The organism is Variovorax sp. OK605 (assembly GCF_900115445.1).
GTDB lineage: Bacteria > Pseudomonadota > Gammaproteobacteria > Burkholderiales > Burkholderiaceae_C > Variovorax.
Genome location: NZ_FOWL01000024.1, coordinates 85031 through 93027, shown reverse-complemented (window position 1 = coordinate 93027; position 7997 = coordinate 85031). Strand labels below are relative to the sequence as shown.

Sequence of the window (7997 nt, the reverse complement as noted above, 5' to 3'; positions counted from 1 at the left end):
CTTGTAGTCTATCACGATTTTTTAAGTACCGTCAAACTTTTTTCGCTTTCTTTTCTTTCCGCAATCCGCAACTCTCATCGCGTTTTGCTGAAGTCTTTTCAGCGGAGCCTTCGATTATGCACTGTTTTTTCAAACAACGTCAACTTTCGAAGACCTTTTTCTCAACCCACACAATCAACTCCTAAGAGCCCGCCCCGAAGAGCCTGATCGCCGCAACATCTTGCGATGCGCTGTCAGCCGAGCCCTCGATTATGCACAGTTTTCGACACTTCGGTCAACGAACGACAAATTTTTTAAGCAGGCAACAAAAAGCCCGGGCATCCCGGGCTCTGCATCCAGCATGCGCTGACGTAGATCAACTCTTCACTTCCAGTTGATTGTCCACCGACGTCACGCCTTGCACGCCCTTGGCAATCTCCTCGGCGCGCGCCTTCGCGGCGACTGTGGGCGCCGGGCCCTTCAGGCTCACTGCGCCGCCCTTCGTATCGACATTGATCTTGATCGCGCTGAGGTCCGGGTCTTTCGCCAGCCCCGCCGACACCGAAGCAGTGATGGCCGCGTCGTCCACCGTCGCGCTGACCGCGGCGCCGGCATTCTTGGCCGCCTCCTTGGCGTGTGCCATGCCTTCCTTCATCTCGGCCGTGGTACCGGACGCCTCTACTTTGGCCTTGGCCTCCTTCACCGCTTCACCGGTCTTGGCCGCGGCGGTCTCGGCGGCCTGCTCGGTCTTGGCGACCGCGCTGTCGAGCTTCTCGCCAGCGCTGCGGTTGTCCGACTTGTCGCAGGCGGCCAGCGTGAGCGCGGCGCCTGCTACCAGCACGGCGAGCCATGCACGCGAGTGCGGCATGGCCGAGGACGGGTTGCGGGTGTCCTGGTCTTGTTTGTTCATGGAAACCTCCTGTCGATCACATCGTTCGTTCGCCGAAAAACGAAAAGGGCTGCACACACCCGTTTGCGGGTGAATGCAGCCCCATGTCCGGTCACAGCTTGTCGGCGCCGTCCTTGATGGCGTCCTTGGCCTTTTCCTTCACGTCGCCGTAGGTCTTCTGCACCTTGCCGGCGGCCTGATCTGCCAGGCCCTCGCCCTGAAGTTTCTCGTTGCCGACCACCTTGCCGGCGGTTTCCTTCAGCTTGCCCTTGGCTTCCTCGACTCGGCCTGCCACTTGGTCCTTGTTCATGACGCTTTCCTTCTTGAGTAGGTGAAATGCGTGGAACCGAAATGGCCCACTGATTTCAATCTATGCGCCACCCAGTGGGGACGAACGCCGCCGGAAGCCCGAAGCGCTGTAGGACAACAAGGCTCAAGCCGTGACGATCCATCCTTCAAGCGGGTCGACTACCGTCGGCAAGCCGTAGCCAGGCCCGGAGCTGGCCGCGCGATGCAGACCCCACGCGGCTTGGAGCAGGCACAGCACGGCGTCGATGTCGTCGCCCCGCGCGTCGGCGAGCAGTTCGGCGCGTTGCGCAGCGGCGACGCCCAATGCCAGGCCCAGCCGGCTGGTGCCGGCCTCGAGCGCGTGCAGCAGATCGGCGCGCGCCGCCAGCCGCTCGGGCGTCTGCTTCGCCAAGTCGTCGCTCTTGTAGCTGCGGCGACCAATGAGCTCGCGCGCCAGCAAGCCCGGATAGGCCTCCAGCGCCACGCGCCCGTCATGCGTACGTTCGTGCAAGCCGGGAATGCGCGCGCCGGCCGCCAGCAGGCGCGGCACGCCCGCGTGGAGCATGTAGGCCACCGGCGGATTGACCCACTTCATCGACGGGCTCGAGCCCGCGGGCCCATCGGTCGCGCGGTGCGCAAACTTGCCGCCGACGGGCCGGGCCGCACAGAAGGCGGCAAACGTGTCGCGGATCTCGGCGCGGCTCAGGCCTGCGTAGTGCGCCATCAGCGACGCCCACTCAATCGGCCAGCGCAGGTGCTCGACCAGTTCTCGCGGCAAGCTGAACGGAAAGTCGAAGCCGCCCACCCAGGCCGGCGTGGCGCACAACCAGTCGCCCCATGCATCGAGCGTGGCAAAGCGCTGCAAGCCGGCCAGCACCACGCGGTCGGTGCCGACCACCTCGCCGACTGCAACAACGATGGGCTTGCGCCGCGTCGGCGCGCTCGAGAAGTCGCAGCCGAACAGCACCACGGCCTCAGCCCAGCGCCAGCGCCACCACGCCCGCGGCGATGAACAATGCGCCCAGCACGCGCAGCAGCCGGTCGCCCTCGCGCAGCAGGTGGCCGCCGATCAGCGCTGCGAACAGCATCGACACCTCGCGCGCCGGCGCCACGTGCGAGATGGGCGCCTGCTGAACCGCATAGAGCACCAGCACATAGGACACCGGACTCACCGCCGCCACGAGCAGCGCGTACTTCCATTGCGCGCGCCACATGCGCGCCGTGGTCGCGCGGTCTTTCAGCGCGACGGGCACCAGGATCACCATGCGCACCAGGTTGCCGAAGTAGTCGAGCAGGATCGGCGACATCATGAGGAACTTGACCGCGTAGCTGTCGGCCACCGTGTACGCCGCGATGAAGCCGCCGGTCAGCACGCCGTAGCGAATGCCCTTGTGCACGCGCTCGCTCTGCGCCGGGTCGTGCGCCTTGCGCCAGAGCTTCGGTCCGCCGGCGACGAGGAACACACCGCCCACCACGCCCACGATGCCCGCCACGCCGACAAGGCTGATCTTCTCGCCGAGAAAGAGCACCGCCACCAGCGACGACAGCAGCGGGCCCGAGCCGCGCGCAAGCGGATAGACCACCGTGAGGTCCGACTTGCGGTAGCCCCGCAGCAGCACGATGAAATAGAAGATGTGCAGCACGCCGCTGAGCACGACGAAGCTCCACTCGGTGACGCCCCAGCCCGGCACCACGTTCCAGCCCAGCGTGATGCCCACGGGCGCCCAGATGAGCATGTTGAACACGCTGGTCTGGAAGCTGAAGCGCACGTCGCCGTTCGCCTTCTTGGCGGCGATGTTCCAGGCGGCATGAATGACCCCGGCCAGCAGGATCAGCGCGAATGCGGAGAGCGGCACCCCGGGTTCAGTGGCGGCCGACGATGGCGGCAGTGGCCATCAGTTCTTCCAGCAGCGCCAGCGAGACCTTGCCCGACACCGCGTACGGGTTGAGCTCGGGCTTTTCGGAGTACTTCAGCAGCGTCGAGGCGTTGAGCTTCGACAGGTTGACCTGCCCCATGGTCCAGCCGCCGAAACGGCGCTCGGAGATTTCTTCGTAGTGCAGCAGCACCACGTCCTTGTGGCGCGCGTCGCGCTGGATGTGGCCGTAGAGCTCGCTGATCGCCATGCGACCGCCCTCGATGGCCTGCAGGAAGGTGCCGGCACCGTAGCAAAGGATGCCGGTGATGCCGCACGTGGTGTTGTGCGAGCGCGATTGCGCAAGGATCGACTCGATGGCCTGCGGGCTGGTGTCGACGGCGCGGCTGGCGTAGAGAAGTCGGACCAGCATGGCTCAGCTCTTTCGGGGAAGAAGAGAAAGGAATTCGCGGCGCAGGCTGGGGTCCTTGAGGAACACGCCGCGCATCACGGAATTGATCATCTTGCTGTCCATTTCCTTCACGCCGCGCCAGGCCATGCAGAAATGCTCGGCTTCCATGACCAGCGCGAGGCCGTCGGGCTGCGTCTTTTCCTGGATCAGGTCGGCCAGCTGCACCACCGCTTCTTCCTGGATCTGCGGACGGCCCATGACCCATTCGGCCAGGCGCGCGTACTTCGACAGGCCGATCACGTTGGTGTGCTCGTTGGGCATCACGCCGATCCAGAGCTTGCCGATGATCGGGCAGAAGTGGTGCGAACAGGCGCTGCGCACGGTGATCGGGCCGACGATCATCAGCTCGTTCAGGTGTTCGGCGTTCGGGAATTCGGTGAGCGAGGGCGGTGCCACATAGCGACCACGGAACACCTCGTTCACGTACATCTTGGCGACGCGGCGCGCGGTGTTGTCGGTGTTGTGGTCGTTCTCGACGTCGATGACCAGGCTTTCGAGCACGCCCTTCATCTTGACCTCGACTTCGTCGAGCAGCGCCTCCAGCTCGCCGGGCTCGATGAACTCGGCAATGTTGTCGTTGGCATTGAAGCGCTTGCGCGCTGCGGCAATGCGCTCACGGATCTTCACGGAGACGGGCGTGCCCTCGTCATCGTCGTTTCGATCGGGGCGCGGGTCGACGTCGGTTTTCCTCAGCATGGCGGGGATCGTACCAGTGAATGACTCCAGGGCATTCGGGCCTGCAGCGCCCGCCCCTTCTTGGAGTATTGCTATCAATTGAGTAGCGAGAAATCGGCGACCAGCGGCAGATGGTCGGACATGCGGGTCCAGATGGGACCGCGCGGCACCGCGCACGCCTGCGGCTGCAGCTTGCGTCCGTAGATGAAGTCGAGTTGCGCCACTGGCAGGCGCGACGGGTAGGTAAGCGTGCGCGCACCGCGCAGGTCGCTGGTGTCGCGCAGCCCCATGGCGTTCATGGCGTAGCGCATGCGCGCGCCCCAGTCGTTGAAGTCGCCCGCCACCACCACGGCCTCCTCGGGCGGCACTTCGCGCTCGATGAACTCGCGCAGGCGCGCGATCTGCCGCACGCGGCTGCCCTTGATGAGCCCCAGGTGCACCACGATGGCGTGCACCGGCTGGCCGTCGACGTCGATCACCACGTGCAGCAACCCGCGCTGCTCGAAGCGGTGGTCGGAAATGTCCTGGTGGCTGGTGCGCACCACCGGCCAGCGCGTGAGCAAGGCATTACCGTGCTCGCCGTGGCGCGTGACGGCATTGGTCTCGTAGACGGCGGTGTAGCCCTCGGGCGCGAGAAAGTCGGCCTGCGGCAGCTCGGGCCAGCGGGCGAAGCGCGCCGCGGCCTGACGGTTCATCTTGCGCACCTCCTGCAGGCAGACGATGTCCGCGTCGAGCTGCTCGATGGCGTGGCCGAGGTTGTGGATCTCGAGCCTGCGCGCGGGGCCGATGCCTTGCACACCCTTGTGGATGTTGTAGGTGGCGACGCGGAGGTTCTGCGCTGCTGCTGCGGATGCCGGCTGGTTCATCGCACAAATTCTGGCAGCAACAGAATGGCTTCGGCGTTCGATGGGGAAAAACAGGCGTCCGCCGCCGCGTGGTACGGCAGCCAGCGCCAGTCGGTGTGCTCGCGCGGTTCGAGCACCGGCGTCAGGCGCTCGGGCACGCACAGGCCGAACAGGTGCTCGGTGTTGTGGGTTACGCCGGGCGCGTAGCGGGCGCGCCAGCGCGGATAGATCTCGTAGACGTTGCGCAACTGCCAGTCGACCAGCTGCGGGGCCAGCGCGGCGCCCTCGCCGCAGCGAATGCCGGTTTCCTCGGCCACTTCGCGCGCCGCAGTGAGCGCCAGCGGCTCGTCGGCGGCGTCCTTGCTGCCGGTGACCGATTGCCAGAAATCGGTCTCGGCATCCGCACGCCGGATCAGCAGCACATCGAGCGCCGGCGTGTGGATCACGACCAGCACCGACTCCGGGATCTTCCAGGGTCGGGGGCCGGTCGTCATGGCGGCGTCAGACCGCCTGGGGCGTGTTGCGCAGCTTGATGTGCAGTTCGCGCAGCTGCTTCTCGTCGACCGGGCTCGGCGCCTGCGTCAGCAGGTCCTGCGCGCGCTGGGTCTTGGGGAAGGCGATCACGTCGCGGATCGACTCGGCGCCGGTCATGAGCATGACCAGGCGGTCCAGGCCGATGGCGATGCCGCCGTGCGGCGGCGCGCCGTACTGCAGCGCGTCCAGCAGGAAGCCGAACTTCAGCTGCGCGTCCTCGGCGCTGATCTTCAGCGCGCGGAACACCTTGCTCTGCACTTCCTCGCGGTGGATACGCACCGAACCGCCGCCCATCTCGATGCCGTTGAGCACCATGTCGTAGGCCTTGGCGATGCACTTCTCGGGCGCGGTGTCCATCAGGTCTTCATGGCCGTCCTTGGGTGCGGTGAACGGGTGGTGCACGGCGCTCCAGCGCTGGCCTTCCTCGTCGAACTCGAACATCGGGAAGTCCACCACCCACAGCGGTGCCCAGCGGTCGTCGAACAGGCCGGTCTTCTTGCCGAAGGCGCTGTGGCCGATCTTCACGCGCAGCGCGCCGATGGCGTCGTTGACGACCTTTTCCTTGTCGGCGCCGAAGAACACGATGTCGCCGTTGCGCGCACCCGTGCGGGCGATGATCTCGGCCAGCGTGTTGTCGTCCAGGTTCTTCACGATCGGGCTTTGCAGACCTTCGCGGCCCGCGGCAGCGTCGTTGACCTTGATGTAGGCCAGGCCCTTGGCGCCGTAGATCTTGACGAATTCCTGGTAGGCGTCGATTTCACCGCGCGACATGCCGCCTTCGGCACCGCCGCCGGGAACGCGCAGCGCGACCACGCGGCCGCCGGTCATGGTGGCGGCGTTGGAGAACACCTTGAATTCCACGCGCTTCATGAGTTCGGTGAGTTCGGTGAGTTCGAGCTTCACGCGCAGGTCGGGCTTGTCCGAGCCGTACTTGAACATCGCGTCGCCGTACGTCATGGTCGGGAACACCGGCAGGTCGATGCCCGCGGCGTTGCGGAACATGGTGCGCACCATGCCTTCGAACATCTCGCGGATCTCTTCTTCCGACAGGAAGGAGGTCTCGATGTCGATCTGCGTGAATTCGGGCTGGCGGTCGGCGCGCAGGTCTTCGTCGCGGAAGCACTTCACGATCTGGTAGTAGCGGTCGTAACCGGCCACCATCAGCAGCTGCTTGAACAGCTGGGGCGACTGCGGCAGCGCGAAGAAGCTGCCGTCATGCACGCGGCTGGGCACCAGGTAGTCGCGCGCGCCTTCGGGCGTGGACTTGCCGAGCATCGGAGTCTCGATGTCGATGAAGCCGTTGGCGTCGAGGAACTTGCGCGTTTCCATCGTCACCTTGTAGCGCAGCATCATGTTGCGCTGCATGGCCGGGCGGCGCAGGTCGAGCACGCGGTGCGTGAGGCGGGTGGTTTCCGACAGGTTGTCGTCGTCCAGCAGGAACGGGGGCGTGACCGAGGGGTTCAGCACCTTCAGCTCGTGGCACAGCACTTCGATCTTGCCGCTCTTGAGCTGGTCGTTGGTCGTGCCTTCGGGGCGCGAGCGCACCAGGCCGGTGATCTGCACGCAGAACTCGTTGCGCAGGTTCTCGGCCACGGCGAAGGTCGACGCGCGATCGGGGTCGCACACCACCTGCACGTAGCCTTCGCGGTCACGCACGTCGACGAAGATCACGCCGCCGTGGTCGCGGCGACGGTTGACCCAGCCGCACAGGGTGACGGTTTGGCCCAGCAGGGCTTCGGTCACGAGACCGCAATAGTGAGTACGCATGGCCATAGGAATCCATTCCGGCGCCTTGTGGGCGCGTTCGTTTTTATGAGTTGGAAGACTTCACCGCCACCGTGGAGGGGCCGCCTGGAACGACCACCCCCATCGAGACGATGTACTTGAGCGCTTCGTCCACGCTCATCTTCAGTTCGATGCAGTCGCTGCGCTTGAGCATCACGAAGTAGCCGCCCGTCGGGTTGGGCGTGGTCGGCACGTAGACACCGAGGTAGTCGCCGCCGCCCAGGTGCTCGACCACGTCGGCGCCGGGCGTGCCGGTGACGAAGGCGATGGTCCAGACCCCTTCACGCGGCCACTCCACCAGCACCGCCGTACGGAAGGCATTGCCGTTCTCGGAGAACAGCGTGTCCGACACCTGCTTGACGCTCGAATAGATCGAGCGCACCACCGGAATGCGGCGCACCACGGCGTCGCCCCAGCCCAGCAGGCGCTTGCCCACGAAGTTGCTGGCAATGGCGCCCACCACCAGCAAGATCGCCAGCGTGAGCAGCACGCCGAGGCCGCGCACGTTGTTGTCGTAGAGCCAGCGCTGCCACGCGCCGGGCAGCACCCAGAGCGTCTGGTCCAGCGTGTCGATGATCCACTTCAGCACCGCGAGGGTGATGAACAGCGGAACGATCACCAGCAAGCCGGAGAACAACCATTTGCGCAGGGCGAGCATGGCGGTCGGTATGTGTGGA

Annotated in this window: 10 protein-coding genes; all 10 read right to left on the bottom strand. The window is 65.5% G+C overall.

Features of this window, described 5'->3' with window-relative positions:
* Window positions 1-355 precede the first annotated feature (355 nt).
* Complete coding sequence (locus tag BM013_RS37075; protein ID WP_093134941.1) at window positions 356-889, bottom strand: BON domain-containing protein; 534 nt, start codon at window positions 887-889, stop codon at window positions 356-358.
* 91 nt (window positions 890-980) lie between these two features.
* Window positions 981-1178: a CsbD family protein gene (locus BM013_RS37070; protein WP_093134939.1), complete on the bottom strand. Its 198-nt coding sequence runs from the start codon at window positions 1176-1178 to the stop codon at window positions 981-983.
* 123 nt (window positions 1179-1301) lie between these two features.
* Window positions 1302-2126 (bottom strand): DUF429 domain-containing protein, encoded by an 825-nt coding sequence (locus BM013_RS37065; protein ID WP_093134936.1) that lies wholly within the window; start codon window positions 2124-2126, stop codon window positions 1302-1304.
* 4 nt (window positions 2127-2130) lie between these two features.
* A complete protein-coding gene (locus BM013_RS37060) occupies window positions 2131-3012 on the bottom strand; it encodes a DMT family transporter (protein ID WP_093134934.1) in 882 nt (293 codons plus the stop codon).
* Between the two features lie 7 nt (window positions 3013-3019).
* The gene (locus BM013_RS37055; protein WP_093134931.1) at window positions 3020-3442 is read right to left on the bottom strand and encodes a BLUF domain-containing protein; all 423 of its coding nucleotides are present in this window, start codon (window positions 3440-3442) and stop codon (window positions 3020-3022) included.
* A 3-nt stretch (window positions 3443-3445) separates the two neighbouring features.
* Entirely contained in the window at window positions 3446-4177 is a 732-nt protein-coding gene (gene folE, locus BM013_RS37050) for a GTP cyclohydrolase I (RefSeq protein WP_093134929.1), read from the bottom strand.
* Window positions 4178-4251: 74 nt separating this feature from the next.
* Window positions 4252-5022: an endonuclease/exonuclease/phosphatase family protein gene (locus BM013_RS37045; protein WP_093134926.1), complete on the bottom strand. Its 771-nt coding sequence runs from the start codon at window positions 5020-5022 to the stop codon at window positions 4252-4254.
* The gene (nudB, locus tag BM013_RS37040; protein ID WP_093134924.1) at window positions 5019-5495 is read right to left on the bottom strand and encodes a dihydroneopterin triphosphate diphosphatase; all 477 of its coding nucleotides are present in this window, start codon (window positions 5493-5495) and stop codon (window positions 5019-5021) included. The genes BM013_RS37045 and nudB overlap by 4 nt, the downstream gene beginning before the upstream one ends.
* Window positions 5496-5502: 7 nt before the next feature.
* Window positions 5503-7308, bottom strand: coding sequence for an aspartate--tRNA ligase (aspS, locus tag BM013_RS37035; RefSeq protein ID WP_093134921.1), 1806 nt, complete (start codon window positions 7306-7308; stop codon window positions 5503-5505).
* A gap of 37 nt (window positions 7309-7345) precedes the next feature.
* Window positions 7346-7978: a DUF502 domain-containing protein gene (locus tag BM013_RS37030; RefSeq protein ID WP_093134918.1), complete on the bottom strand. Its 633-nt coding sequence runs from the start codon at window positions 7976-7978 to the stop codon at window positions 7346-7348.
* Window positions 7979-7997: the final 19 nt, after the last annotated feature.

What these genes read in the sequence shown, in the direction of transcription:
- BM013_RS37075 (WP_093134941.1), bottom strand. Translation starts at nt 889, where the DNA reads ATGAACAAACAAGACCAGGACACCCGCAACCCGTCCTCGGCCATGCCG.
- BM013_RS37070 (WP_093134939.1), bottom strand. Translation starts at nt 1,178, where the DNA reads ATGAACAAGGACCAAGTGGCAGGCCGAGTCGAGGAAGCCAAGGGCAAG.
- BM013_RS37055 (WP_093134931.1), bottom strand. Translation starts at nt 3,442, where the DNA reads ATGCTGGTCCGACTTCTCTACGCCAGCCGCGCCGTCGACACCAGCCCG.
- folE (WP_093134929.1), bottom strand. Translation starts at nt 4,177, where the DNA reads ATGCTGAGGAAAACCGACGTCGACCCGCGCCCCGATCGAAACGACGAT.
- BM013_RS37045 (WP_093134926.1), bottom strand. Translation starts at nt 5,022, where the DNA reads ATGAACCAGCCGGCATCCGCAGCAGCAGCGCAGAACCTCCGCGTCGCC.
- nudB (WP_093134924.1), bottom strand. Translation starts at nt 5,495, where the DNA reads ATGACGACCGGCCCCCGACCCTGGAAGATCCCGGAGTCGGTGCTGGTC.
- aspS (WP_093134921.1), bottom strand. Translation starts at nt 7,308, where the DNA reads ATGGCCATGCGTACTCACTATTGCGGTCTCGTGACCGAAGCCCTGCTG.
- BM013_RS37030 (WP_093134918.1), bottom strand. Translation starts at nt 7,978, where the DNA reads ATGCTCGCCCTGCGCAAATGGTTGTTCTCCGGCTTGCTGGTGATCGTT.